The following is a 26,067-nucleotide window of genomic DNA, read 5'->3' on the forward strand; positions in this document are numbered from 1 at the left end:
GTGAACGGGTGGGTGGGAGTCGGGTGCCGGGGAGTGGTGGGGACCGAGGGATTTCGGCGTGCGGGCACGCGCCGGGTGCGTGGGCGGAGAGTGTGACGTTCGCCTCGCAGAGGCGGGACCCGACGGGCCTTGGCCGCGTAGTTACCGGCAAGTAGGGTGGAGTCGGAAGCGCGCCGCCAGGCGCACCGCACCCTGGAGGAGAGCCATCGTGCCTCGTACCGTCAGGGACGTCGTCTTCGTGGACGGCGTCCGCACCCCGTTCGGCAAGGCGGGCCCGAAGGGCATCTACCACGAGACCCGTGCCGATGACCTCGTCGTGAAGGCCATCCGGGAGCTGCTGCGCCGCAACCCGGACCTCGACCCCGCCAAGATCGACGAGGTCGCCATCGCCGCGACCACGCAGATCGGCGACCAGGGTCTGACGATCGGCCGCACCGCAGGCATCCTCGCCGGGCTGCCGCAGTCCGTGCCGGGCTACTCCATCGACCGCATGTGCGCCGGCGCCCTGACCGCCGTGACGTCCGTCGCGGGCAGCGTCGCCTTCGGTGCGTACGACATCGCCATCGCCGGCGGCGTCGAGCACATGGGCCGCCACCCCATGGGTGAGGGCGTCGACCCCAACCCGCGGTTCGTGAGCGAGAAGCTCGTCGACGAGTCCGCCCTGTTCATGGGCATGACCGCCGAGAACCTGCACGACCGGTACCCCACGATCACCAAGCGGCGCGCCGACGAGTACGCCGTGCGCTCGCAGGAGAAGGCCGCCAAGGCGTACGCCGACGGCAAGATCCAGGCCGACCTCGTGCCGATCTCCGTACGACGGACCAACGAGGAGGCCGGTGAGACCGGCTGGGGTCTCGCCACCGCCGACGAGCCGATGCGCCCGGGGACCACCCTGGAGAGCCTCGCCGGGCTGAAGACGCCGTTCCGTACGCACGGACGCGTCACCGCCGGCAACGCCGCCGGTCTCAACGACGGCGCCACCGCCTCCCTCATCGCCTCCGAGGAGTTCGCGCGGGAGAACGGCCTGCCGGTCAAGATGCGGCTGGTCTCGTACTCCTTCGCGGGTGTCGAGCCCGAGGTCATGGGCTACGGCCCGATCCCGGCCACGGAGAAGGCACTCGCCCAGGCGGGCCTGTCCATCTCCGACATCGGTCTCTTCGAGATCAACGAGGCCTTCGCCGTGCAGGTGCTCGCCTTCCTGGAGCACTACGGCATCGCCGACGACGACGCCCGCGTCAACCAGTACGGCGGCGCCATCGCGTACGGCCACCCGCTCGCCTCCTCCGGCGTACGCCTGATGACGCAGCTGGCGCGGCAGTTCGAGGAGCAGCCGGAGGTCCGCTACGGCCTCACGACCATGTGCGTCGGCTTCGGCATGGGCGCGACGGTCATCTGGGAGAACCCGAACCACAAGGACGCCGGAGGCGACAAGTGAGCACCACGACCACTGAGCTTCTGAAGGGTGCGGCCGAGCTGTTCCCGGACGAGGTCGTCACGCAGGCGCACGTACGCCACCTCGACCTGCCGCAGGGTGCGGGCCGCTTCGCGCTCATCACCCTCGACAACGGCTTCGACCACACCAAGCCGACCACCTTCGGCCCGGGCTCGCTGGCGAACCTGAACGCCGCGATCGACCAGGTCGAGAAGGAGGCGGCCGAGGGCACGATCGTCGGCGTCGGCATCACCGGCAAGCCGTTCATCTTCGCCGTCGGCGCCGACCTCAAGGGCGTCGAGCTGCTGAAGCACCACGAGGACGCGCTCGCCATCGGCAAGGGCGGCCACGAGGTCTTCAAGCGGCTCTCCGGGCTCGCCGTGCCGACCTTCGCGTACTACAACGGCGCCGCGATGGGCGGTGGCGTCGAGGTCGGTCTGCACTGCTCCTACCGCACCGTCTCCAAGGCGCTGCCCGCGTTCTCGCTCCCCGAGGTCTTCCTCGGCCTGGTCCCGGGCTGGGGCGGCTGCGCGCTGCTCCCGAACCTGATCGGCGCCGACAAGGCCGTCTCGGTCATCATCGAGAACTCGCTGAACCAGAACCGCCAGCTCAAGGGCAAGCAGGTCTTCGAGCTCGGCATCGCCGACGCCATCTTCGAGGGCGCTGACTTCCTTGAGCAGTCGCTGATCTGGACCGCGTCGGTCCTCAACGGCTCGACCGAGGTCGTCCGTCCCGAGATCGACCGCGGCGAGGGCTGGGACGCCGCCGTCGCGCGCGGCCGTGCCATCGCCGACTCCAAGGTGCACGGCGCCGCTCCGGCCGCCTACCGCGCCCTGGAGATCATCGCGGCCGCCAAGGACGGCGACCTGCAGCAGGGCTTCGACGCCGAGGACGTCGCGCTCGCCGACCTGATCATGGGCGGTGAACTGCGCGCGGGCATCTACTCGTTCAACCTCGTGCAGAAGCGCGGGAAGCGGCCCGCCGGTGCGCCCGACAAGAACCTGGCGCGTCCGGTCACCAAGGTCGGCGTCGTCGGCGCCGGTCTGATGGCCTCGCAGCTCGCGCTGCTCTTCCTGCGCCGCCTGGAGGTGCCGGTCGTCCTGACCGACATCGACCAGGAGCGCGTGGACAAGGGCGTCGGCTACGTCCACGAGGAGATCGACAAGCTCCTCCTCAAGGGCCGCGTCAACCAGGACAAGGCGAACCGCCTCAAGGGTCTGGTCTCCGGTGTCCTGGACAAGGCCGAGGGCTTCTCCGACGCCGACTTCATCATCGAGGCCGTCTTCGAGGAGATCGGCGTCAAGCAGCAGGTGTTCGCCGAGGTCGAGGCGGTCGCCCCGGCGCACGCGATCCTCGCCACCAACACCTCCTCGCTGTCGGTGTCCGAGATGGCGTCGAAGCTGAAGCACCCCGAGCGGGTCGTCGGCTTCCACTTCTTCAACCCGGTCGCGATCCTGCCGCTCCTGGAGATCGTGCGGGGCGAGCGGACCGACGACGCCTCGCTGGCCACGGCCTTCGGTGTCGCCAAGAAGCTGAAGAAGACCGCTGTTCTGGTCAAGGACGCCCCGGCGTTCGTCGTGAACCGCATCCTCACCCGCTTCATGGGCGAGATCCAGAACGTCATCGACGAGGGCACCCCGGTCGCCGTCGCCGAGAAGGGCGTCGAGCCGCTCGGCCTGCCGATGTCGCCGCTGGTGCTGCTCGAACTGGTCGGCCCGGCCATCGGTCTGCACGTCTCGGAGACCCTGAGCCGCGCCTTCCCGGAGCGCTTCACGGTGTCCCCGAACCTCGCGGCCGTCGTCAAGGCGGGCAAGCGCGGCTTCTACGTGTACGACAGCGGGAAGCCGGAGCTCGACCCGGAGGTCGCCGCCCTCCTCAAGCAGGGCGACTCCGTCCTGACCGAGGAGCAGGTCCGCGACCGCGTCCTGGACGCCGTGGCGCAGGAGATCGGGCTCATGCTCGACGAGGGCGTCGTCGCCGAGGCCCAGGACATCGACCTCTGCCTGATCACCGGCGCGGGCTGGCCCTTCCACCTGGGCGGCATCACGCCGTACCTGGACCGTGAGGGCGTCAGCGAGCGGGTGAACGGGAAGCGGTTCCTGGCGCAGGGCGTGGCGAGCGTCCCGGCGTAACACGCGGAGCAGCGCAGGCGGGCCGTACGGGAGTTGTCCCGTACGGCCCGCTTTCGTGCTGCTCGGAGCCGGATCAGACCCGGATCCACGCCTCCAGCGCAAGGCCCGCCTCGGCCTTCTGCCGCGCGAGGCGCAACGTTCCGTCGAGGCCGACGGCCGCCATGACCACCCGGCCGTTCGCGTCGAGCGCCAACGACGGGGAGCCCAGGCACGGTTCGCCGGTCTCGGCCCACCACAGGCCCGCCCCCTCGTCCTCCGTGGGGAACGCGGCGAGCGCGGGTCGGCCCGTGCTCGTGCGGTGCGCGAGGACCGTGCAGTCGTGACCGTCGACTGTCGTCCGGACGGCCGCCGTGGGTCCGGGGCCGGGACTGCCGCCGAGGGGCAGCGCCGGGCCGCCGCTCGCCGGGTGGTGGGCGAGGACGCCGTCGCCGAGTGCGTCGGCCGCGTAGTACGTGAGGCGGTCGGGGCCGGTCTCCAGGGCCGTGCCCGAGCCGGGGGCCGGGGCGAGCGGGACGTCGTCGGTGCGCTGCAGTTCGCCGCCCTGCTTCTCCTGGGCCCAGCGCAGCGTGGCCTTGCCCGCGGGGGCGAGGACCTCGATCCGGCCGGTCGACGTGGCGACCGCGACCGTGCCGTCCAGGGTGTCGCGGACCTTGAAGTCCTTCCACCCCTCCCACTTGCCGCCCTTGCCCTCGCGGCGCATCCGGACGCTGCCCACCGCGTCCCGCACGAAGACGTGGACGGTGCCCGCGGCGTCCACCGCGGCGGCGGGCGCCCCGAGGTGCGGGGCGCGCTCGACGAGCTTGGTGTGCGGGTTGCCGAGCGAGCGCCAGTCCATGAGCGGCCGGCCCGACTGGTACTGGATCGAGTGCACGATGTCGACGACCGGCTTGCCGGGCTCACCCGGCTCCCCCGCGGCGCCCGGGCGCTCCCTGCGGCCCAGGAAGTGCACGTATCCGTCGGCGCCCTGGGCGAGGGTGAGATAGGTCAGGTCGGGCGCCTCGAAGAATTCGGGGCCCACCCAGTCGGGTCCGCCCGGCCTGGCCTCCGTCCAGCGCAGGAGGCCTCCCTCGGCGCGGGCGTAGGCGGTGAGCCGACCGTCACGGCCGCGCAGCAGCCAGCGGGCGGTCTCGGGGGCACCGGTGCTGGTGGACCTCGACGGCATGACTCGGCGCCAACCCTTCCACATTCACGGACGCACAGTGTTCTGCCCATTAGTTTACGTTTGCCGCATGAGAACTCTCGTCGTCGATGCCGCGAACGTCGTCGGGTCCGTGCCCGACGGATGGTGGCGCGACCGCCGCGGGGCCGCCGAGCGGCTGCGGGACTCGCTCGTCCCGTACGCGACGGACGGCCTGCCCGGCCATCCGGGGCCGCTGGAGGTCGTCCTCGTGGTCGAGGGCGCCGCGCGCGGTGTGGAGTCCGTGCCCGGCGTACGCGTGGAGAGCGCGTCCGGCAGCGGCGACGACCGGATCGTGGAAGTGGCCGCCGGGGCGGCGGGGCGGCCCTGTCTGGTCGTCACGGCCGACCGTGAACTGCGCCGCCGGGTGGGCGAGACGGGGGCCGAGTGCGCCGGCCCCCGTACCGTGCGCCCCTGACCCCCGCCGCGGACGTGCCTCAGAGCCGCTTCGCGCTGCGCAGCGTGGACGCGTAGTAGCCGTTCCCGTCGAGGCGCGACGTGCCGCCCTTGTCGCCGATCGTCGGGCCGTTGACCTCCTCGCGGCTGGAGATGAAGATCTTGTGGCCGTCGGCGTCGTGGCCGAGGAAGATGCCGACGTGGTCCAGGCGGTCCTTGGTCCGGTTGTCCAGCTTGAAGAAGACCAGGTCGCCCGGCTGGACGACGTCGATCGACTTGGGGCGGTCGGCCGCGCTGACGCCCTTGAGCTTGATGACGTCGGTGCCGACCTTGCCGCGCGCCATGCCGTTGGCGGTGCGGGGCAGGCCGTCACCGGCCTTGTCGGAGGCCATCAGCGGATAGCGGGCACGGTAGCCGAAGACCGTGCGGATGAATCCGGAGCAGTCCATGGAGCGGGCCCGCAGCGTCTCCGGCTGGATGGTGGTGCCGTCGCGGAACGTGTACGGGATGCCGAGGTAGTCGAAGAAGTCGGACTCCTCCAGGCGCAGGTCGTTGCCCGAGCTGCCGTTCGGGTTCAGCGGGCCGAAGTTGGCGTCGCCCGCGTACGAGATGCCCTCGTCGTCCTTCTTGACCGGGGCGCCCTCCACGTACTGGAACGCCATCGCGAAGATGTCGTCCTGCTCGCTGCCGGAGAACTCCTTGTACCAGTCCTTGAACCACTTCTCCTTCTCCGCGCCCTCGCGCCAGGTCTCCGGCATCAGCCGCACCCAGTCGTTGGTGACGACCCGGGACTTGGTGTGGGTGGGCTCGGTGAAGGTGCGGCCCGGACCGGTCAGCGTCGCGGTGCGGGCGCCGTCCGTGAAGGTGGCGAGGACCTTGCCGCCCTCGGTGCGCAGGACGGAGCGGTCGGGGTGCTTCAGGCGCTCCCACTTCTGCTTGCCGCCCTCCTGCCCGGTGCTGTTGTGCAGCCCCGGGACGTCGGTGACGGCCTGCACCTTGGGCGTCCTCGCCTCCTCGTCCTTGCGCAGTTCCACGGTCAGATAGGTGCTGCCCGCGAGCAGGGCGAGCACGGTCACCGCGTGCAGGGCGGGACGTTTCTTCTTGGGCGGCATGAGTGGCTCCTGGAATCAGGCGGACGGCATGAAGCCGAGGAGGATCCCGGCGGTGAGGACGACGTAGGCCATGAGCGTCACCGAGCCCGTGGCGAGCAGGGTGGGGCCCTTGGGCTGGCGCACCAGCTGGTAGGCGATCAGGCCCGGGACGATGAAGCCGAGGGTCTGGTTGCTGTACATCAGCGGGAACTCGAGCGAGAGCACGATCATCACGGTGGCCTGGAGCACCACGCCGGTGAGGACGACCGCGGCGAACAGGCGCTTTCCGTAGAGGATCACGAACCGCTGCATGAGGAGCGTGCAGACGTAGGTGAGGACGGTGACGCCCACGACCATGGCGGCGCGCTGCAGGTCCTCGACGAGGGTCAGCGCGAGCCAGCCCGGCGTGATCATTCCGCCCGGCGAAAGGTTGGTCGTCAGATAGCAGACCAGGGAGAACAGCAGCCCGAGCGCGATGCCGACCGCGGCGATCTCGGGGGTGAGGACGGAGGGAATCAACGGGGCTCTCCTGGACTGTGCCACTGCTGGGGGTCGTCTGCGGCGTGCGGTACGGGCGGCACCCGCGGCTCGAACAGGCCGCGGGTTCTGGGGGGCTGGGGCTGCGGTTCCTGCGGCGCGTACGGCTCCTGGGCCTGCTGCGGGACGTACGCGTCGTACATCCCGTGGGTGCCGTAGGCGTCCTGGGGCACCGGGAGCGGCTCCGTGTAGCGCGTCTCGTACGCCTGCGGATAGTGCTGGTAGGGGTCGATGCGGGGCACGTACAGCTGCATCGTCTCGACCGGGTCGCCCGCGGGCGCCGCGGCCGCCTGCGCGGGCTCCTCGCTCTCGTCGGCGGGCAGTTCGGCGAGGTGCTCCAGGAGCAGCTCGCCCTGGCCGTGGATGTTGCCGATGGCGACGAGCGAGGAGTCGGGGCCGAGCTGCGCGAGCATCTGGCCCATGAACTCCTCGGGGTCGCGCCGGTCGCCGCCGAGGTCGACGGCGCGCGAGCGCCAGTCGGCCGGGATGGCGTCGATGGCGGACTTCGCGGGGTGGCCGATGACGAAGACCTTCTCCGGCTGCAGGTCGGGGATGATCTCGCCCATCTGGCCGTTGCGCTCGACGCGGTCGGGGCGGCAGTTGATGACGACGTTGAGCGGGCGGTGGATGGCGCCGAGGTCGAGCAGCTGGTTGATGTTCATCAGCGTCGACTCGGGGTCGTTGGCCGCGAAGACGTTGGCGAAGCGGAGCTTCTTGCCGTCCTCGGTGGCGTACCGCTCGACGGAGAGGACGCCGGGGTCCGGCGGGGCGTCGTACATGCCCTGCAGGGCGACCTCCCGGCCGACTCCGAGGAGCTCGGCGACCTTCAGCGCGATCGACACGTTCTCCTTGAAGGTGAACCAGCTGAAGCCGCGCAGCTCCTCGTCGGTCACCGTCTCGGGGTCGGCGTAGATCAGCTCGCAGTTCCGCGCGTCGGCCTCCTCCTTGAGGATGTCGAAGCGGTCCTTCTCCGCCGTGACGCAGATGCCGCCCTCCGGCATGGAGCGGGAGAGCGAGCGCGCCACGTCGTCGAGGGTCGGGCCCATCTCGGCGAGGTGGTCCTCACGGACGTTGCAGAGCACGCCGATCGTGGAGCGGATCAGCTTGGACTGGTTGATCTCCTGGAGTGCGGGCATGACCGCCATGCACTCGATGACCAGCGCGTCCGGGTCGTAGGCGGCGGCGCGCCGCACGATGCCGATCTGCTCGACGACGTTGGCGATCCCGAACTTGCGGTAGACGGGCTCCTCGGTGGCGTCGGGGTGGATGAAGCGGGCCGCGGTGCCGGTGGTCTTGGCGACCGTGTTGAGTCCGCCGCCGCGCAGCGCGCCCGCGCACAGGCGGGTGATGGAGGACTTGCCGCGGATGCCGTTGACGAGGACGCGGCTGGGGATGTGCTCCAGGTTGGCGAAGTGCCGCCGCTGTTCGACGACTCCGGCTGCCAGCAGGATGGCGCAGCACACCACGAGAACGGTGTAGAGGAAGAGCACGTCGGTTCAGTTCCTTCCGGCGAGCCCGGCCGTGGCGCCGTCCCGCTTGCGCTGCGTGCCCGTCGGCAGCTGTTGCCTGATGAGTTCGAGGCTGCGGGTGACGGCGCCGACCTCGTCGTGGTGGCGCGGGTAGAGGACGGTGCGGCGGTCGCCGTCGGCGAGCGCCTCCGCCTGGTCCGCGAGGTGCCGCAGCGGTCGTACGACGACGATGTGCAGCCAGCCCAGGCAGGCGGCGGCCGCGGTGATGCCGAGCATCCCGGCCAGGACCGTGCGGTTCTGGTAGGTGTACTCGGGGATGGCGAGGCCGGAGACGGGCTGCCAGCTGACGACGGTCCAGCCGAGCGCACGGGCCGCGCCGCCGCCGTCGAACGGGGCGGCCGCCGCGATCCTCAGGTCGCCGCTGTCGCGGTAGAGGATCCCCCTGGGCGTCACGCTCTGGTCCGGTCCCGTCTTCTCGGCGCTCTTCTCGGCGAGCTCTTCGAGACGGCCGCCGGGCAGGTCCTCGAACTCCAGGTAGCCGGTGTTGGCGCCGATCACCCGGTGCTTGCTGTCGACGACGCGGACCTCGCCGAGGCCGGGGCGCTTGAGCAGCGAGTTGAGGAACTCGATGCGGAACTCGCCCACCACGGCCGCGCCCTGCCGTCCCTGCATCTCGGCGGTGCCGATGATGACCGGTTCCTTGCTGCCCTCGTCGATGACGTGGATCAGCTGCGAGGAGGGGCCCTTGCCGGACGGGCTGCGGGGGTCGCCGCCCGCCCTGGCGAGGACCTTTCCGTCGGCGTCGAGGACGTACAGGGACTTGTAGCGGGTGTGCTGGTTGAGGGTGCTTTCGAGGACCTTCGTCATGTCCGAGGCCTCGGTGCGGTCGCCGATGAGGGAGGCGACCGAGGTGAGGTCGGCGTGGCCTTCGTTGAGGGCACGGCGGACCCGGTCGGTGAGGGTGTTGGTGCGCTCGCGCTGGTCGCTGACCATCTGCTGCGGTACGTCGACGGAGTCGCCGGCGCGGTTGAGCAGCAGCAGGAGCGGCGCGGACCAGGCGAGCAGCAGGACCGCGCAGACGGCGATGAGCGTGCGCGAGCCGAGGCCGCCGCGGCGGGCACGGCGCTCCTGGGGCGCCGCGGGTTCGCCGGTGAGCTGGCGGCGCAGGCGTTCGAGGGCGGCGCCGATGCGGGCGGCCTCGCCGTGGCGCGGCACGGAGACCGGTCTGCCGAGGTCGCCGCGGGTCAGGCGGCGGCCCTCCAGGAAGAGCCGGATCAGCGGGCGCTGCACGGTCCGCACGAGCAGGTAGACGGTGAGCCCGCCGATGAGCAGCAGGGCGCCCGCCGCGAACAGGCCGAAGGCGGAGTCGCTCTTCGCCGTCGGGTCCTCGGTGACCGGGACCATCGCGACGACGCTGAGGCCGAGCCGGGTGGCCGCGGTGGACTCGCCCGGCTCGGATCCCGCGAGGTTCGCGTATCCGGCGACGGCGCGCTGGCCGAGGTAGCGCTCGCCGGTGAGGCTGCCGCTGACGCCGGCGAAGCCGCCCGAGCCCGGCTCCTTGGCCATGATCGGGTGGGTGCGGGACTTCTTGGCTGCGGTGGCGGCGAACGACTTGAGCTGTCCGTCGGCCTGCTTGATCTCGGCGCGCTCGCGGTCGGAGTCGACCTGTTCGGGTCCGGGGATGCCGTCGGTGCTCAGGACGTCGCCGCCCTCGTCGACGACGGCGATGGCGCGGACCTTGCCGAGGCTGATGCCGGGGAAGCGCAGGCTGCTGGAGGCGACGAGGAGCTGCTGGGGCTGTCCCTTCCAGGTGAGCAGGGCGAAGGAGAGCAGCCGGGTCTCGCCGTTCTCCATGCGCACCATGCGCGGGGCGAGGCCGTCCTTCTCCGCGAGCCCGCCGCGGTCGATGGCGGTGAGCGGGAGGTTCTCCCCGCGGGCGGCGAGGAGCTTGCCCGAGGCGATCTCGACGACGGCGGTGCCCATCCACTTCTGGTAGACGCTGCCGATCTTGTCGAGGACGGCGTCCGCGGGGACCGGGTCGCCCGCGCTGAAGAGTTCGGCGCTGCGGGTCAGGTCGGTGACGGATTCGTCGATGGAGGCGCGCAGGGCGATGGCGCCGTCCTCGGCGAAGTGCTGCTGGGACGTCTTGACCGCTTTGGGGACGGCTTCCTGACCGGCCCTTCCGAGGGTGAGGGCGGTGATGCCCGCGAGTGCGAGGAGCAGGACCGACAGGACGGCGATGGGGGGACGTATGCCGCCCAGCAGAGACATGTCGGTCCTTCGGCGGACCTTGGGCCGCCGCTTCTGACGCGAAGCGGCCAAGGGGGGCTCCTCTCATGGAGTGACGCGGGGGGATAAAACTGGGGTGGAACGGAAGATCGAGCGGGGGGATCAGAGCGCACAGTGATGCACTCCGGAAAGGTCTGACACACGAGCCTCGGAGAGGGATGTGCGGAGTAAGTGAAATGTGAGCCAGATCGCGTCTACGGGGCGTTTAATCCTCGGTGCCGCAGACGGGCACCGCGCCCCGGAAGGCGGCGACTCACGACGTTCGCCCTGGTCAGCGCCGCCGTCCTCGCCCTCGTCCAGTGCGGTGGGGGCTCCTCGGGGGACGATGCCGGTGACGGTCCCGGGTCCCGGGACCACGGGAACCTCACGGAGCTCGTCGGCGCGTACACCGCCGGTTTCCACGCGGACAGCGGGTACCGCCGCCCCTCGCGCGCCGACCGGCGCACCGTCGCCGAGGGCGTCGGACTGCTCCTCGACGGCCGGCGCTCCCGGGCGGAGCGACGGCTGTCCGACGTGGACCTCACGGTGCGCACGGTCACCGACCGGGCCGCGGGGCGCCGGTACGCGGAGATCGCCGACCGCTCCGAGGACGGCACGGCCCCGCGCGGCTGGGGCCGCGTCTACATCGACCTCGACGCCCCGGTCCGCTGGTCCGTACAGGTGCCGCACCCGGTGGCCGACCGGAACACCGAACGGCTCGGCGCGGAGCTGATGCGCCGCTCCCCCGGCGGCGTCCTCGTGCTCGCGGGGGCGCACCGCGACGCGGGGCGCGGGGACGCGGCCGATGTCGCGCACCGCAAGGACACCGTGTTCCACGCGGTCTGCGACGAGCTCGTCCGCCGCGGTCTGCCCGGCCTGCAGCTGCACGGCATGACCGACGACGCGGCCCCCGAACACGACGTCGTCGCCTCCACGGGCCGGGGCAGGGAGGCCGTCACCGAGGGCCGCGCGCTCGCCGACGCACTGCGGAAACGGGACTACGACGTGTGCCGTGCCTGGGCGAGGCCCTGCCCGCTCGAAGGCCGCGACAACACCCAGGGGCGCTCCGCCGCGGCGCACGACGTGCCCTTCCTGCACATCGAGTTCGGACCCCGGCTCCGCGAGCGCCGCGGCGACGTCAAGTCGGTCGTGGGGGCACTGGCGACCGTCACGCGCACGTGGCAGCGGTCCTGAGGCACCCGCCGAGGCCGCCCCTCGGGGCACCGCGCGCGGGCCCCTCAGGGCACCGCCTGTGGCACCCGTGCGTACACCACCGCCCCTTCCGTCCGCGCCACCGGCTCGTACCCGACCGCGAGGATCCGCCGCAGTGACGGCACCCGTTCCGGTGCGAACGGCTTGCCCCGGGAGTCGTCGACGACGAGGGCGGGCGGGTGGCGGCGCAGCTCCTCGCGGAAGACCGGCCAGGCGCCGTCGACCGCGTACTTCTCCCCCACCTGGGGGCCGTTCCTGCCCCCGCTGTAGTTGGTGAGCAGCCCGGCCGTGAGGAAGCGGCTCGCGGGGGCGCGGTCGGCCAGCCAGTACGCCTCCGGGTGCATCCCCCAGAACAGCACCCGGTCGTCCGGGGCGGTGCGGGCCCTGACGGTCTCGGCGAGGCGCGCGGCGTGGGCCAGCTCGGGACGCGGCGCGAGCAGTCCCCACGCCAGGAACACTGCGCACGCGCACCCGGAGACGACGACCGCCCGCACCGTCCGCTCGCGCGGCAGGATCTGCAGGGCCGCCGCGCCCAGCAGGGCGAGCGGCGGCATGAGTTGCAGGTAGTAGTGGCCGAAGAAGTGGAATCCGAGCAGCACCGCGGCCACCGAGGAGGCGAGCCAGAGCCACAGCTCCGCGGCCCCGGTGCGGGCGATGCGCAGGACGCGTGAGACCGGCCCGACGATGCCCGCGCAGGCCGCGGCGAGGACGGCCGCGTTCATCAACCCCCGCCCGAGGACGTGCAGTTCGGAGCCGGTGAAGGAGGCGTACGCCCCCGATCCCGTCACCGTCCAAAACACGAAACCGGCGGGCGTCGTCAGCAGGGCCGCGGCAAGGACGGGCCCGCCGAGACCGGCCGCCAGGCGCCCCGCGTCCCGCCGGGCCGCCCCGTCCCGCCACAGCAGCCAGGCGACCGGGAGCAGCACCGCTCCCCCGGTCTGCTTGGCGAGGAACGCGCAGGCCACCGCGGTGCCCGCCGCTCCCCATCGGCGACGGTCGGCGCACCACATGGCGGCGGCCGTGCACGGCAGCATGAAGACCTCGAAGGCGGCGGCCTGGGCGTCCTCCGGATTGAGGCCGATGGAGATCAGGAGGTACAGCACACCGGCCGTGCGGCCCGCCCCGTCCCCCCAGCGGCGCCGGGCCAGCGAGACGAGGAGCACCGCAGTCAGGAGCTGCGCGGCCACCGCGAGCACCTTCAGCGGCAGGAGCGAGCCGTCGCCGAAGAGCGCGAAGGTGCCCGCGTACAGCCAGGGGACGAGCGGCGGCTTGCGGTCGACGACCGTGGTGTAGAGCTCGCCGCCGTGCGCCAGCATCTGCGCCTGGACGGCGAGATACCCCTCGTCGGGGTTCCACAGCGGCCACCGCAGGGAGGGCAGCCGGGTCACGCAGGCCAGGGCGGCGAGCAGCGGGAGCAGCCGGACCCAGTAGGGGCCCCGGACGCCCCCGTCGCCGACGTGCTCCCCGCGCGGACCCGGCACCCGGAGGTTGCGTACGGAGCGTAGTGACGCTGAGGTCGGCGCGAGCATACGGTGCACGCTATCCGGCCCCGCAGTCCCTACCGGATCGGGACATACGGGGCCGGAGGAGAAGGCTCGCCGAAGAGCGGGTGACTACCGTGCGTCGTCGGCGTGCGGGTCGCGCTGATGCAGACGGCTGTGCGAGCGTCCGTACACGAAGTAGATGACGACGCCGAGCACCATCCAGACGCCGAACCGCACCCAGGTCTCCGCCGGCAGGTTCAGCATCAGCCAGAACGACGCGAGGACCGACAGGATCGGCACGAGCGGCACCAGCGGGGTGCGGAAGGCGCGCGGCAGGTCGGGGCGCTGCCTGCGGAGCAGGACGACGCCGAGGGCGACCACGACGAAGGCGAACAGCGTGCCGATGTTGACCAGTTCGGCGAGCTCGTCGATGGAGGTGAAGCCCGCGACGACCGCCACGATCACCCCGAGCAGGATCGTCGAGCGGTACGGGGTGCCGAACTGCGGGTGGACCTTGGAGAACGTCTGCGGCAGCAGTCCGTCGCGGCTCATCGCGAAGAACACGCGGGTCTGGCCGAGCAGCAGGATCATGCAGACGGAGGTGAGTCCGACGGCCGCCCCGAAGCTGATCACGCCCGACCAGAACGGATGCCCGACGGCCTTGAAGGCGTCCGCGAGCGGCGCGTCCGTGGAGAGCTCGGTGTACTTCTGCATGCCGGTGACGACGACGGAGACCGCGACGTACAGGAGCGTGCAGATGAGCAGCGAGCCCAGGATGCCGCGGGGCACGTCGCGCTGCGGGTTGCGGGTCTCCTCGGCGGCGGTCGCGACGATGTCGAAGCCGATGAACGCGAAGAAAACGACGGCCGCCGCGGTGAAGATGCCCATCACGCCGAAGTTCGAGGGCGTGAACCCGAAGAGCAGCTGGACCAGCGGCGCGGTCATGCCGCCTCCGCCCTCGACGTGCTCGGTCGGCGGGATGAACGGGTCGTAGTTGGCGCCCGTGACGAGGAAGGCGCCGACGATGATGACCAGCAGCACCACGGTGACCTTGACGGCGACGATGACGTTGGTGACCCGCGAGGAGAGCTTCATCCCGGCGACCAGGATGCCGGTGAGGACGAGCACGAGGACGCTGGCCAGCAGGTCGAAGCCGAACTGGCCCTCGTGCGTGCCGCTCAGCGCCTGCGGCAGGTGCATCCCCGCGGTGTCCAGGAGCGAGCGCAGATAGCCCGACCAGCCGACCGCGACCACCGCGCAGCCGAGTGCCAGCTCCAGGATCAGGTCCCAGCCGATGATCCAGGCCGGGAATTCGCCGAGTGAGGCGTACGAGAAGGTGTACGCGGATCCGGCGACCGGCACCGTCGAGGCGAACTCGGCGTAACAGAGCGCCGCGAGGGCGCAGACGAGCCCGGCGACGACGAAGGCGAGGGCGACCGAGGGCCCCGCCGTCTCCTTGGCGATCTTTCCGGTCAGCACGAAGATGCCGGTGCCGATGATGACGCCGACGCCGAAGACCGTGAGGTCGAGGGCCGACAGCGACTTCTTGAGCGCGTGCTCCGGTTCCTCGGTGTCCTTGATGGACTGCTCGACGCTCTTCGTCCTGAAGAGGGTGCTGCTCACGGGCGTACCTCCCACGCTTGTCGTCCCCGACATGATCGAGAGGCCGGGTACCCCGTAAGCCCCGGGACGGGCCCATTCACGCGAATGGGCCGGTTCCACCACCCGTACAGGGTGTGCGGAACCGGCCCGTCGGCGGTGCGCGTTGACGTCAGTCGCGGGCGGGCTCCACCGAGTCCACCGCGGCGGCGGTGGTCCGCTCGTACCGGCCGTCGAGCTTGGCGACCAGGCCCGTCACCTGCCGGGAGATGTCCGGGGCGGTCAGGCCGATCTCGGCCATGATCTCCTTGCGGGAGGCGTGGTCGAGGAAGCGCGGCGGGATGCCGAAGTCGCGCAGCGGCACATCGACGCCCGCGTCGCGCAGGGCCTGCGCGATCGAGGAGCCGACACCGCCCGAGCGGGAGTTGTCCTCGACGGTGACGACGACGCGGTGCTGCTCGGCGAGCGGCGCCATGGCCTCGTCGACCGGCTTGACCCAGCGCGGGTCGATCACGGTCGTGGTGATGCCCTGCTTGTTCAGCAGGTCGGCGATCTCCAGGCACATCGGCGCGAGCGCGCCGACGGAGACGAGCAGGACGTCCGGCTTCTTCGTGCCCGCGTTCCGCAGCACGTCCATGCCGCCGACCTTGCCGACGGCCTTGACCGCAGGGCCGACCGCGCCCTTGGAGTAGCGCACGACGGTCGGGGCGTCGTCGACCTCGACGGCCTCGCGCAGCTGGAGGCGGACCTGGTCGGCGTCGCGCGGCGCGGCGATCCGCAGCGTCGGCACGCACTGCAGGATCGACATGTCCCACATGCCGTTGTGCGAGGCGCCGTCCGTGCCGGTGACTCCGGCCCGGTCCAGGACGAAGGTGACGCCGCACTTGTGCAGGGCCACGTCCATCAGGAGCTGGTCGAAGGCGCGGTTGAGGAAGGTCGCGTACACCGCGAAGACGGGGTGCAGGCCGCCGGCGGCCAGGCCCGCGGCGGAGACGGCCGCGTGCTGCTCGGCGATGCCGACGTCGTAGACCCGGTCGGGGAACGCGTCGGCGAACTTCTTCAGGCCGACCGGCTGCAGCATGGCCGCGGTGATCGCGACGATGTCCTCGCGCTCCCGGCCGAGCTTGACCATCTCCTCGCCGAAGACGGAGGTCCAGTCCATGCCGGAGGCGGCGATGGGCAGGCCCGTGTCCGGGTGGATGGGGCCGATGCCGTGGAAGTGGTCGGCCTCGTCCTCCTCGGCGGGCTGGTAGCCGCGGCCCTTCTCGGTGAGGCAGTGCACGATGACCGGGCCGCCGAAGCGCTTGGCGCGCTGCAGGGCGGACTCCAGGGCCTCGATGTCGTGGCCGTCGATCGGGCCGACGTACTTCAGGCCGAGGTCCTCGAACATGCCCTGCGGGGCGATGAAGTCCTTCAGGCCCTTCTTGGCGCCGTGCAGGGTCTCGTAGAGCGGCCTGCCCACGACGGGCGTGCGCTCCAGGAAGTCCTTCCCACGGGCCAGGAAGCGCTCGTAGCCGTCGGTGGTCCGCAGCGTCGCCAGATGGTTGGCCAGGCCACCGATCGTCGGGGCGTACGAACGCTCGTTGTCGTTGACGACGATGACCAGCGGGCGGTCCTTGGCGGCCGCGATGTTGTTCAGCGCCTCCCAGGCCATGCCGCCGGTGAGCGCGCCGTCACCGATGACGGCGACCACGTGGTCGTCCTTGCCGCGGACCTCGTTGGCCTTGGCCAGGCCGTCGGCCCAGCCGAGGACGGTGGAGGCGTGGCTGTTCTCGATCACGTCGTGGTCGGACTCGGCGCGCGAGGGGTAGCCGGAGAGGCCGCCCTTGCTGCGGAGCCTGGTGAAGTCCTGGCGGCCGGTGAGCAGCTTGTGCACGTAGCTCTGGTGACCGGTGTCGAAGAGAACCTTGTCCTGCGGGGACTCGAAGACGCGGTGCAGGGCGATGGTGAGCTCGACCACGCCGAGGTTCGGCCCGAGGTGGCCGCCGGTCTTGGCGACAGCGTCGACGAGGAAGCTGCGGATCTCTCCGGCCAGCTGGTTCAGCTCCTCCGGGCTGAGACGGTCCAGATCGCGCGGTCCCGTGATGCGGGTCAGCAGCGGCACCCGTGCCTCCTTGCAGTAGAGCTGAGATGTGCTGTTCGAGCGTTGCCGGGTCTGTCGAGTCTAATGTTCCACGGCTGAGGCACGCGTCCGGGAGGCGTTTTCTCCGGCCAAACGAAGATCCCCGCGCCCCTGAAAGGGGCGCGGGGCTGTGACATGTGCGGCTCCACCGCGCGGACGCGACCAGCCACGACGGACCGGCAGCCGGTGAACGCGGCTCAGGGGGACGCTACGCGCGACCCGCGGACTTCTGCGTGCGGCGCGAGACGGAGTCGATCACCACCGCCGCGAGCAGAACCGCTCCGGTGATCATGAACTGGATCTCGCTCGCCATGCCGAGCATGTTCAGGCCCTGCTGGATCGACTGGATCACCAGCATGCCAAGCAGCGCGGACCACACCTTGCCGCGGCCGCCGAAGAGGCTCGTGCCGCCGATGACCGCCGCCGCGATGACCATCATCAGGGTGTTGCCGCCGCCCAGGCTCTTCGTGGCGCCGCCGGAGAGGCTGGCGATGAAGAGGCCGCCGAAGGCGGCGAGCATGCCGGAGATGCCGAAGACGATGATCCGGACCCGGTCGACGTTGATGCCCGCGCGCCGCGCGGCTTCCGCGTTGCCGCCGACCGCGAAGACCTGACGGCCGAAGGTGGTGCGCCGGGCCACGAAGTCCGCGATCACCAGGACGGCGAGGAAGAGCACCAGGGCCAGCGGGAGGCCGCGGGCACCCTGCGGCTCGTTCAGCTCGTACGCCGCGCCGCCCGCCAGGACGGCCACCACGACCGTGCGCAGGACGATCTCGCTGACCGGCCGCGACGGGAGGTCGGCGGCCTTGCGGCGCTTGCTGTCGAGCAGCAGGGAGCCCGCGTACGCGATGATCGCGACGGCCGCGAGGCCGTAGGCCGCGCCCTTCTCCGCGAAGAAGTGCCCGGTCAGGTCCTCGACGACGCTGCCCTCGGGCGTGTTGATGCTGCCCTCGCCGCCCATCAGCCAGATCTGCAGACCGCTCCAGCCGAGGAAGCCCGCCAGGGTGACCACGAAGGCGGGCACGCCGATCTTGGCGAAAAAGAAGCCGTGGAGGCAGCCGATGACCAGGCCGGACAGGATGGCGATGAGGACCGAAAGCCAGTCGTTCAGCTCGTGCGTGACGCTCAGCACGGCCCACACGGCCGCGCCCATGCCCGCCACCGAGCCGACCGAGAGGTCGATCTCGCCGAGCAGCAGGACGAAGACGATGCCGACGGCCATGATGCCGAGGCCGGAGGTGAAGACGGCGATGTTCGCGAGGCTGCTCGCGTCCAGGAAGTGCTCGTTCTTCAGCTGGAAGATGATCGCGATGGCGATCAGGCCGACGACGACGGGCAGCGAGCCGAGCTCACCGCCGCGCATCTTGCGCTTGAACTCGGTCCAGTAGCCGGCCAGGCCCTCCTCGCGGACGAGCAGGCGGGGGTCGACCGCGGCGACCGGTGCGGCCGAGGGCTGGGCCTCGGGCGGCGCGTCGGACGGGGCCTTGGGGGTCTTGGCGAGGTCGCTCACTTTGCGTCCTCCTTCGTCGCCGTGGCCGTGCGCGCCTTGCGGCGGGTCACGGCGTTGTCCGTGGCGCCGGTGATGGCGGCGATGATCTCTTCGTTGGTGGTGTCGGCGACGGTGAAGGTGCCGTTGTTGCGGCCGAGCCGCAGCACCGCGACGCGGTCGGCGACGGCCTTCACATCGGCCATGTTGTGGCTGATGAGGATGACTCCGTGACCGCGCTCGCGCAGCCGCTCGACCAGGTCGAGGACCTGGGCGGTCTGCTCGACGCCGAGGGCCGCGGTCGGCTCGTCGAGGATGACGACCTTGGGGTCGCCGACCAGCGCACGGGCGATGGCGACGACCTGGCGCTGACCGCCGGAGAGCGCCGCGACCGGGATGCGGACGCTGGGGATGCGGATGGAGAGGGTGTCCAGGAGCTGCTTGGCCCGCTTCTCCATCTTGATCTCGTCGAGGACGGAGGCCGTCTTCAGCTCGCTGCCGAGGAACAGGTTGGCCACGACGTCGAGGTTGTCGCAGAGCGCGAGGTCCTGGTAGACGGTGGCCACGCCGAGGTTCTGGGCGTCGTGCGGGCGTCCGATGCGGACCCCCTTGCCCTCCCACTCGATGGTCCCGTCGTCGATCGGGTGAACGCCCGAGATCGTCTTGACGAGAGTGGACTTGCCGGCGCCGTTGTCGCCGACCAGGGCGACCACCTCACCGGTGTGGATCTCGAGGTCTACGTCCGTGAGCGCCTGGACGGCGCCGAACCGCTTGGAGACCCCGCGCAACGCCAGCACGGGCGTAGCGGACACGTGAATCATCTCCTTCGCCGCCTGACCGGCGGGGAATGGTGGTGCAGCAAGGGCAGGTCCGGTGCCCGCCCCCCGTTTGCGGGGCGGTGTGACGGGGCGGGCACCGGGCCGGTACTGGAAGCCGTCCCGCACGGGGGCCGGGGAGCGCTCTCACACGTCCATGGGCCGCGTCCCGTAGAGACGGATTTACCGCAAGCGGGAGCTACTTGATACCCGCGGCGTCGCACGCCTTCTTGTACTGGGCGGTGCAGATCTCGCTGACCTTGTAGACCTTGTCCTTGACGATCGTGTCCGCGACCTCGTCCTTGGTGATCGCCTGCGCGTCGTAGAGCTTGGCCGGGATGCCCTTGAAGTCACCGCTCAGCGAGTCGACCTTGCGGTCGGTGATCGCGTCGATGTCCTTGCCCTGCAGCAGGCGGACGGCGATCTCGGCGGTGGTCTCGGCCTCCGGCTTGATCTGCTTGTAGATCGTGTAGTCCTGGTCGCCGCTCAGCATGCGCTGGACGCCCGCGAGCTCGGCGTCCTGGCCGCCGACCGGAACCTTGATGCCGCGCTGCTTGAGGGCGGTGATCACGCCGCCCGCCATGCCGTCGTTGGCGGCGTAGACGCCCTGGATGCCGTCCTTGCCGAGCTTGTCGATCGCGGAGGCCATCTTGCGGTTCGCCTCGTCCGGCGACCAGTCCGGGATGTCCTGCTCGTACGCGATCTTCTTGACCTTCTTGTCGAGCACCGAGTGGGCGCCCTTCTTGAAGAAGGGGGCGTTCGGGTCGGTCGGAGAGCCGTTGATCATGACGACATTGGCGTCCTTGGCGTCCGAGCCGAGCGCCTTGACCATCGCGCCGCCCTGAAGGCGACCGATCTTCTCGTTGTCGTAACTGACGTAGGCGGCGAGCGGGCCCTCGGCGAGGCGGTCGTACGCGACGACCTTCACGCCCTGCTTGTCGGCCTGCTTGACCCAGGACTTGGTCGACTTGTAGTCCACCGCGTCCAGGATGATGACCTTGACGCCCTGGGTGACGAGGGCGTCGAACTGCTTCTTCTGGGTCTCGATGTCCTGGGCCGCGTTGTTGTACTTGACCTTGCAGTCCGAGCAGAGCTCTTCGATCTTGTCCTCCATGAAAGGACGGTCGAAGGTCTCGTAACGCGTGGTCTTGTTCTCGGGGAGCAGCAGACCGATGGTCTTGTTGTCGCCGCTGCCCTTGTCGTCGTCGTCGCCTGCCTTACCGCATGCGGTCATGGCGAGTGCCATCGAAACCGCGGCCGTGCCTATGACGACGCGACGCGTCATTGCGTTCATGGTGGGGTGCCTCCCTGACGAGGCCGCGTCGTTGCGGCCGAGGTGGCTCGAAGTCAACTCGGCCGCCACACCAGCGTCAAGGAGTAAATCCTTAACGAGATGACAACGGTGCCATGCGTTATCTAAGTGAAGGCAGGTGCGCTCGCAGCCATCGTTCCGTCCAAAAGGGTCGAATCACCCATCTCGCTCAGTGCGAGGGCCAGCGCGCCGAGCACTTCGGCGCGTCCGCCAAGTGCCCCCGGCAGCACGGACAGTTGACGCGCGGCGCTCGGGATCGCATACCGCCCGACCGACTCCCTGATCGGCCCGAGCACCAGCTCCCCGGCCTCCGCGAGGTCACCGCCGAGCACGACACGGGAGGGGTTGAGGAGGTTGCAGAGATTCGCGACGCCGCTGCCGATGTGCCGCCCGACGTCGGCGATCACGCGCCGGCACCCCGGGTCCCCCTCGCGCGCGAGGCCGACCACGCGCTCCATGGTCAGGTCGGTGCCGTGACTGGAGGTGAGCAGCGGCAGGACGTAACGAGCGGCGGTGAAGGTCTCCAGGCAGCCGCGGTTGCCGCAGCGGCAGACCGGGCCGGACTCGTCGAGCGTGATGTGCCCGATCTCCCCCGCGGTGCCGCCGGGCCCGCGGTAGATCCGCCCGCTGATCACCAGGCCCGCGCCGACACCGCTGGCCACCTTGATGTACGCGAGGTCCTTGACGCCCCGGCCGCTGCCCCAGACCAGCTCGCCGAGCGCGCCGAGGTTGGCGTCGTTGTCGACGTGCACGGGCACCCCGAGGCGGCCGCCCAGCTCCTCGGCGGGCTTGGTCCCGGTCCAGCCGGGCAGGATCGAGGTGGAGCCGAGCGTGCCGGACTCCACGTCGATGGGGCCCGGCACGCCGAGCCCGACTCCGGCGATCTTCGTACGGTCCACTCCGGTGGCCTCGATGAGCCTGCTGACGAGCTGCTCGGCCCGGTCGAAGCCCTGCGCGGCGGACGCGTCGACGTCCAGCGGCTCGGACTCCTCGGCGAGCACCTGGTGGGCGAGGTTGCCGACCGCCACGCGCAGGTGCGTATGGCCGAAGTCGACGCCGATGACGATGCCCGCGTCACCGCTCAGGGAGACGCTGCGGGCCCGCCTGCCGCCCGCCGAGGTGGGCGTGACCTCGACCGTCCCGCCGTCCTTGAGCTCCCGGACGATGTTGGAGACCGTCGCGGCCGACAGGCCCGTCGTCCTCGCGATCTCCGCCTGCGTGAGCGACCCGGCGAGGCGCACGGCGCGTACGACCCGCTCGAGATTGGCCCGGTGCAGAGACGACTGCGACCCCGGAGTCTCCATTGACTCTCACCCTTTGCCCTCATTCGGGCGGCCCGTGGCCCCCCGTGACACCGGTCTCTGAAACGGGTACCGGGCCATGTACAAGTTGTGAACTCCAAACTCCGCTGAAGGAGCTGCCGCAGTCAAGTCGTTGACGGAAACTGGGACCTCTACCGAGTGGACTCCGCGGCCGCCTCGGCCTCCGTGCCGACGGGCCCCGCCACGGGGTCCACAGGCGCCTGCTCCCGCACCTTCCCCCGCATGCGTGACACCGCGACGCCGGACAGGCAGAGCAGACCGCCGAGGAGCGCGAGCCAGCCGGGAACCTCACCGAGGAACAGCCACGACATGAGGATGACGATCACCGGCACCGCGTACGTGGTCGAACCCATCTTCCCGGCGGTGCTGCGGGAGATGGCGTAGGCCCAAGTACTGAACGCGAGGGCCGTCGGAAACACACCGAGGTACACCACCTGTGCCGTCGCCGACGCCGGGGCCCGGCCCGCCTCCGACACGAACTGTCCGGCGAACGGCGAACACGCCACCGCTCCGGTGAGCGCACCGAACGTCGTCACCTGAAGAGGTGTGGCGTGCTTGAGCGTCGGCTTCTGCAGCACCACGCCGACCGCGTACACCACGGCGGCGACCAGGCACAGCAGCACGCCGAGGAGCGAGGAGCCGCCCCCGCCGGAGGTGGCGAACCCGACGACCACGGCGCCGGCGAACGACACCGCCATGCCGGCCATCAGCTTGGGCGGAAAGCCCTCCTTGAGCAGCCAGCCGCCGAGGAGCGCCATCAGGATCGGCCCGACGTTGACGATCATGGAGGCCGTACCGGCGTCCACTTCCCGCTCGCCCCAGTTCAGCGCGACCATGTACGCGCCGAACCACAGGGCTCCCGAGGTGACGATGCCGAGCCACGCCTCGCGGGGCGGTATCCCGCCGCGCCTGACCAGCAGGATGACGCCCAGCACGAGGGACGCCACCGCCAGTCGGCCGAAGGCGAGCGCGCCCGGCCCGAAGTGCTCGCCCGAGCTGCGGATCGAGATGAACGACGACGCCCAGAGCACCACCGTGACGGAGGCCGCCGCGAGCACGCGGCCACCGATCTTGTTCGTCTGCCCGGCGTCGCCGTCCACCACTGTTGTTCCCACCTGCCGGCTCACGATCGAATCCTCCTGGACATCACAGGGCTTGGGCCTGAGGTTGGGATTGGGGCTGTATTCGGGTTCCGGCCTGCCGTGCCGACGCGTTCGTCGGCAGCAGCAGTACGTAACGGAGTTCCTGACGGTACGCGGGAAGCAGTACCTGTGAGGTGACGGTGATCTCTTCCGCCGAGACGTGCGGGAGGCGCAGCCTGAAGCGGTGCCCCTGCCGGTAGGCGATGACGTTGAGGTCCTGGCCCCACAGGCTCCGGCACTCGTGGTCGTCGAGCACTTCGTCGAGGAGCGCGGCCAGCGGGCCCTCGCCCCGGCTCGTCACCAGGGCGAAGCGCAGCTGGGCCAGGTAGACGGCGGCGTGCGCGGGCCAGTCGGTGAGCTGCTCGCGCGCCTCGGCGGAGGTGAGGACCCAGCGCAGGAGATTGGCGCCGGGTTCGAGGACCCACGGGAACCAGGTGGCCATGGTCCCCGTGTGGTCGAGGATGTCCCAGGACCGGTCGACGAGGTAGGCGGGGAACTGCTCCTGGGTGGCGAGCAGTTCGGCGAGCGCGCACCGGGGCTCGCCGTCGTCGTGGGGGTCCGGAACGGCCGGGTCGGCGTGCGCGTGCACGTTTCCGTACAGGGCCAGGCGCTCGTCGGGACCGAGCGCCAGGGCTGCGGAGAGCCGCGTCAGCGCGTCGGGCGTGAGAGGTACACGGGCATCGCTCTCCAGATTGCGGTACCAGCGCTCGCTCACTTCCATGCGCTCGGCAACTTCTTTCTGGGGCAGCGGCTTGCCGCGCTGCAATTTCTTTCCGGCGGTGGCCCGCCAGGCACGCAACAGGTCCGGGAGCCTCGCGGTGTGGTGCACCACCTGGAATTACCTCTCAGTTGCGTCATACATGGGCACGAAAAGGAAACCGGCCCGCCAGCACAAGATCATCGCGGCTCAGCCCGCATACTACCGTCACCCAAGGAGCACTCAGTGTGATCTCCGGCACCTGTGCCTGGGGGTTCGTCGACGCACGGGTGCGGCAACGGGCCCCGTCCAACAACCGGCAAATATTTGCCGGTTGTGCCGACGAGCGGCAGATATTTGCCGCTTGACGGTGATCGATTTTGACTGGAAGCATCGTCGCCAGATGCCACGGAGAGCTTTTCCTCTTCCGTTTCGTGCCAAATTCCCACCCCCATGGAGAGTTATCCGTGCAGGCGGTCGACACCCTTTTGAAGCGGGCGTGCGAGAAATTCGCTGACGCGACCGCAATCACTTCTCCCACCGATTCGATGTCGTATTCCGAACTGCTGTCACGCGCACAGGAGGTGGCGGACGACCTGCGGGCGCGGGGCGTCGGCAGCGGTGACGTCGTCGGCATCCTCGGCAGACGCGGCGCGTCGGCGGTCGTGGCCGTCCTCGGCGTGTGGATGTCCGGGGCGATCGTCATGCTCGTGGACGACGCGCTGCCGGACGTGCGGCGCGAGACGATGCTGGCCGCCGGTCCGGCCCGGGCCACCGTCGACTGCTCGGACGGTCACCGGATCGCTCTGCGGCCCGCCGCCCCGGAGAAGGACGGCACCGCGGCGGCGGCCCCCGACAAGCTCAACCGAATCGACAGGCTCGACAACGAGGACTACGCCTATATCGCCTTCACCTCGGGATCCACCGGGAAGCCCAAGGCGATCGTCGGCAGTCACACCGGCCTGTCCGCGTTCCTGGAGTGGCAGTCGGGCGAATTCGGCATCGGCCCGCACGACCGATTCGCGCATCTCACCAATCTCTCCTTCGACGTCTGGTTCCGGGACGCCCTGACGCCCCTGATCTCGGGGGCCACGCTCTGCGTCCCCGACGAGCGGCACCTCGACGCCGACGGAGTCCTGGAATTCCTGCGGAGCAACGGGATCACGGGCTTCCATCTCGTGCCCTCGCTCGCCAAGGTGTGGCTGTCCGGCTCCGCGCCGACCGAGCCGATATCCACCGTCCGCCACTCCTTCTTCGCGGGCGAACCGCTGGACGGCGCCCTCGTCGGCGCGTGGCAGGACCTCTTTCCCGACTGCCAGGTCGTGAACCTCTACGGGCCCACCGAGACGACGCTGGCCCAGCACTTCTACCGCGTCCCCCGGAATCCGGCCGCCGGAATCCAGCCAGTGGGCCGGAACCTTCCCCATGCGCGGTCCCATGTCCTGGACGAGAACCGGAAGGTGTGCCCGGACGGCACCGCCGGTGAGATCCACATCGCGGCCGACCACCCCTCGCACGGATACCTGGTCGACGGCCGGATGGTCTCGCCCTTCGTCGAGGTGGAGATCGGCGCGGAGCGCGTCGTCGCGTATCCGACCGGAGATCTCGGACGGCGCGGCCCCGACGGCGGCCTGGAGATCCTCGGCCGGGCGGACGACCAGATCAAGATCGCGGGCGTACGGATCGAGCTGCAGGAGGTCCGCTCCGCGATCCAGTCCCACCCGAGCGTCCGCGACGTCTTCGTCTGCGCCCAGGAGGACCGCTTCACCAAGGTCATCATCGCGGTCGTCGAAGGCGACGCGACGGCCGAGCGGGAGCTGCGCGACTACGTGGGCGGCCGCCTGATGAGCGTCATGCTCCCGTCGGCCTTCCTCTTCCTGCCCGAGCTGCCGAAGCTCCCCAACGGCAAGGTCGACCGCAAGGCGCTGTCCGAGGTCGCCCGGGTCCACGTCGAGGAGCGGGCCCGGCGCGCCGAGGCCGAGCGGGCCGCGGCGGCGCCGGAGGCGGGCCGCCCGGCGCGCCCGGTGGCCGAGCGGCTCGAACGCATCTGGCTCGACGTGGCGGGCGGCGGGGCGGGTTCCCTGACCGACCGCGAGGCCAACTTCTTCGACGTGGGCGGGACTTCGCTGACCATCGTGGTGCTCCACTCCGAGCTCCAGCGCGAGTTCGGCGTCCGCTTCCCGCTCGTACGCCTCTTCGAGCACGCGTCGTTCAACGCGCAGCGGCGCTTCCTCACCTCCGTGACGCAGGAGCCCCACGACCGCGCGCCGAGCGCCTCGGCGGCCACCGGCCGCGCCACGCGCAGCCGCGTGCTCTCCACCCGGCGCGCCCGTCGCCGCTAGCAACCCACTCCCGTACCGGACCAAGGATGAAC

Annotated in this window: 19 protein-coding genes; 5 read left to right on the forward strand and 14 right to left on the reverse strand. The window is 70.6% G+C overall.

Annotated features, from left to right (window positions below; genetic code table 11):
* Nucleotides 1-208: 208 nt before the first annotated feature.
* Both AOK03_RS10125 and AOK03_RS10130 read left to right on the forward strand, forming a co-directional pair.
* On the forward strand, nucleotides 209-1,435 hold the full coding sequence (locus AOK03_RS10125) for a thiolase family protein (protein WP_055564843.1): 1,227 nt from the start codon (nucleotides 209-211) through the stop codon (nucleotides 1,433-1,435).
* The gene (locus AOK03_RS10130) at nucleotides 1,432-3,564 is read left to right on the forward strand and encodes a 3-hydroxyacyl-CoA dehydrogenase NAD-binding domain-containing protein (protein WP_055564844.1); all 2,133 of its coding nucleotides are present in this window, start codon (nucleotides 1,432-1,434) and stop codon (nucleotides 3,562-3,564) included. The genes AOK03_RS10125 and AOK03_RS10130 overlap by 4 nt, the downstream gene beginning before the upstream one ends.
* A 73-nt stretch (nucleotides 3,565-3,637) precedes the next feature.
* Here AOK03_RS10130 and AOK03_RS10135 read toward each other — a convergent pair whose 3' ends face one another.
* Nucleotides 3,638-4,726, reverse strand: coding sequence for a hypothetical protein (locus AOK03_RS10135; protein ID WP_107097969.1), 1,089 nt, complete (start codon nucleotides 4,724-4,726; stop codon nucleotides 3,638-3,640).
* Between the two features lie 67 nt (nucleotides 4,727-4,793).
* On the opposite strand from AOK03_RS10135, the gene AOK03_RS10140 reads away from it, so the two are divergent.
* Entirely contained in the window at nucleotides 4,794-5,159 is a 366-nt protein-coding gene (locus tag AOK03_RS10140; protein WP_055564846.1) for a PIN domain-containing protein, read from the forward strand.
* Between the two features lie 19 nt (nucleotides 5,160-5,178).
* On the opposite strand, the gene AOK03_RS10145 is transcribed toward AOK03_RS10140, so the two are convergent.
* From AOK03_RS10145 to AOK03_RS10160, 4 genes are read right to left on the reverse strand one after another with little or no spacing between them, the layout of a single operon-like run.
* Nucleotides 5,179-6,249 (reverse strand): C40 family peptidase, encoded by a 1,071-nt coding sequence (locus tag AOK03_RS10145; protein WP_055564847.1) that lies wholly within the window; start codon nucleotides 6,247-6,249, stop codon nucleotides 5,179-5,181.
* A gap of 15 nt (nucleotides 6,250-6,264) precedes the next feature.
* On the reverse strand, nucleotides 6,265-6,747 hold the full coding sequence (locus tag AOK03_RS10150) for a poly-gamma-glutamate biosynthesis protein PgsC/CapC (protein ID WP_055564848.1): 483 nt from the start codon (nucleotides 6,745-6,747) through the stop codon (nucleotides 6,265-6,267).
* Complete coding sequence (gene pgsB / locus AOK03_RS10155; protein ID WP_055564849.1) at nucleotides 6,744-8,255, reverse strand: poly-gamma-glutamate synthase PgsB; 1,512 nt, start codon at nucleotides 8,253-8,255, stop codon at nucleotides 6,744-6,746. The genes AOK03_RS10150 and pgsB overlap by 4 nt, the downstream gene beginning before the upstream one ends.
* A gap of 6 nt (nucleotides 8,256-8,261) precedes the next feature.
* Nucleotides 8,262-10,505, reverse strand: coding sequence for a cache domain-containing protein (locus tag AOK03_RS10160; RefSeq protein WP_055564850.1), 2,244 nt, complete (start codon nucleotides 10,503-10,505; stop codon nucleotides 8,262-8,264).
* A gap of 189 nt (nucleotides 10,506-10,694) precedes the next feature.
* Between AOK03_RS10160 and AOK03_RS10165 the strand changes: the two genes are divergently transcribed.
* Entirely contained in the window at nucleotides 10,695-11,696 is a 1,002-nt protein-coding gene (locus tag AOK03_RS10165) for a hypothetical protein (RefSeq protein WP_244177548.1), read from the forward strand.
* 44 nt (nucleotides 11,697-11,740) lie between these two features.
* Here AOK03_RS10165 and AOK03_RS10170 read toward each other — a convergent pair whose 3' ends face one another.
* From AOK03_RS10170 to AOK03_RS10210, 9 genes are all read right to left on the reverse strand, one after another.
* Nucleotides 11,741-13,243: an ArnT family glycosyltransferase gene (locus tag AOK03_RS10170; protein ID WP_079074603.1), complete on the reverse strand. Its 1,503-nt coding sequence runs from the start codon at nucleotides 13,241-13,243 to the stop codon at nucleotides 11,741-11,743.
* A gap of 84 nt (nucleotides 13,244-13,327) precedes the next feature.
* On the reverse strand, nucleotides 13,328-14,854 hold the full coding sequence (locus tag AOK03_RS10175) for an amino acid permease (RefSeq protein WP_055564851.1): 1,527 nt from the start codon (nucleotides 14,852-14,854) through the stop codon (nucleotides 13,328-13,330).
* Between the two features lie 115 nt (nucleotides 14,855-14,969).
* Nucleotides 14,970-16,901: a 1-deoxy-D-xylulose-5-phosphate synthase gene (dxs, locus tag AOK03_RS10180; RefSeq protein WP_055564852.1), complete on the reverse strand. Its 1,932-nt coding sequence runs from the start codon at nucleotides 16,899-16,901 to the stop codon at nucleotides 14,970-14,972.
* Between the two features lie 226 nt (nucleotides 16,902-17,127).
* The gene (locus AOK03_RS10185; RefSeq protein WP_055564853.1) at nucleotides 17,128-18,429 is read right to left on the reverse strand and encodes a sugar ABC transporter permease; all 1,302 of its coding nucleotides are present in this window, start codon (nucleotides 18,427-18,429) and stop codon (nucleotides 17,128-17,130) included.
* The gene (locus AOK03_RS10190) at nucleotides 18,426-19,226 is read right to left on the reverse strand and encodes an ATP-binding cassette domain-containing protein (protein ID WP_079074604.1); all 801 of its coding nucleotides are present in this window, start codon (nucleotides 19,224-19,226) and stop codon (nucleotides 18,426-18,428) included. The genes AOK03_RS10185 and AOK03_RS10190 overlap by 4 nt, the downstream gene beginning before the upstream one ends.
* A 193-nt stretch (nucleotides 19,227-19,419) precedes the next feature.
* Complete coding sequence (locus tag AOK03_RS10195) at nucleotides 19,420-20,514, reverse strand: substrate-binding domain-containing protein (protein ID WP_055564855.1); 1,095 nt, start codon at nucleotides 20,512-20,514, stop codon at nucleotides 19,420-19,422.
* A gap of 122 nt (nucleotides 20,515-20,636) precedes the next feature.
* Entirely contained in the window at nucleotides 20,637-21,836 is a 1,200-nt protein-coding gene (locus AOK03_RS10200) for an ROK family transcriptional regulator (protein ID WP_055564856.1), read from the reverse strand.
* Between the two features lie 149 nt (nucleotides 21,837-21,985).
* Complete coding sequence (locus tag AOK03_RS10205; protein ID WP_208609522.1) at nucleotides 21,986-22,954, reverse strand: DMT family transporter; 969 nt, start codon at nucleotides 22,952-22,954, stop codon at nucleotides 21,986-21,988.
* Between the two features lie 46 nt (nucleotides 22,955-23,000).
* A complete protein-coding gene (locus AOK03_RS10210) occupies nucleotides 23,001-23,828 on the reverse strand; it encodes a helix-turn-helix domain-containing protein (protein ID WP_055564857.1) in 828 nt (275 codons plus the stop codon).
* A gap of 332 nt (nucleotides 23,829-24,160) precedes the next feature.
* Here AOK03_RS10210 and AOK03_RS10215 point away from each other — a divergent pair, with 332 nt between their 5' ends.
* Nucleotides 24,161-26,035, forward strand: coding sequence for a non-ribosomal peptide synthetase (locus AOK03_RS10215; protein ID WP_279616315.1), 1,875 nt, complete (start codon nucleotides 24,161-24,163; stop codon nucleotides 26,033-26,035).
* The last annotated feature ends 32 nt before the right edge of the window (nucleotides 26,036-26,067 follow it).

The organism is Streptomyces atriruber (assembly GCF_001418325.1).
Lineage (GTDB): Bacteria > Actinomycetota > Actinomycetes > Streptomycetales > Streptomycetaceae > Streptomyces > Streptomyces atriruber.